The organism is Metamycoplasma equirhinis (genome assembly GCF_006385185.1).
Taxonomy (GTDB): domain Bacteria; phylum Bacillota_I; class Bacilli_A; order Mycoplasmatales; family Metamycoplasmataceae; genus Metamycoplasma; species Metamycoplasma equirhinis.
This window is the reverse complement of the sequence record NZ_VFIX01000059.1, coordinates 1-524: the sequence shown is the minus strand read 5'-3', so window position 1 is coordinate 524 and position 524 is coordinate 1. Positions and strand designations below refer to the sequence as shown.

General features: G+C 53.8%; 1 protein-coding gene. It reads right to left on the bottom strand.

The genetic code is table 4. The features are described 5' to 3' along the window. Positions 1-344: 344 nt before the first annotated feature. The coding region (locus FJM08_RS08405; RefSeq protein WP_306769772.1) for a hypothetical protein at positions 345-524 on the bottom strand (180 nt) is incomplete at its 5' end.

The window sequence follows — 524 nt, the reverse complement described above, 5'->3', positions numbered from 1 at the left end:
CTTCGAAGAGTGTATTTTTGCAGGCTTGGACAAAGACCAATACAACTGCCTATGGGTAGAACACCGAGACAAAGGGCGTTTGGAACTCAACTTCGTGATACCGAACATCGAGCTTTTGAGCGGAAAGCGGTTACAGCCCTACTACTACTACGCCGCCGACAGAGGAAGAGTGGACGCATGGCGCACCATGCAGAACCTGACGCACGGATACAGCGACCCAGACGACCCCGCCAAACGGCAGAGCATGACCCAAGCCAAAGACCTGCCGGGAAACACGCAGGAAGCCGCACAGAGCATCACAGAGCATCACAGACGGCTTAGAAGCCCTAGCCCTATCAGGCAAGCTAAAAAGCCGCGCAGACGTGCTGGAAACGCTGGAAAAGGTAGGTTTTGAAATATCACGAGCGACCATCAGCAGCATCAGCAGCATCAGCAGCATCAGCATCAAGAACCCGGACCCAAAAGGGCGCAACATCCGACTGAAAGGCGCACTGTATGAGCAAGATTTCCGATTTGGCGAAGAC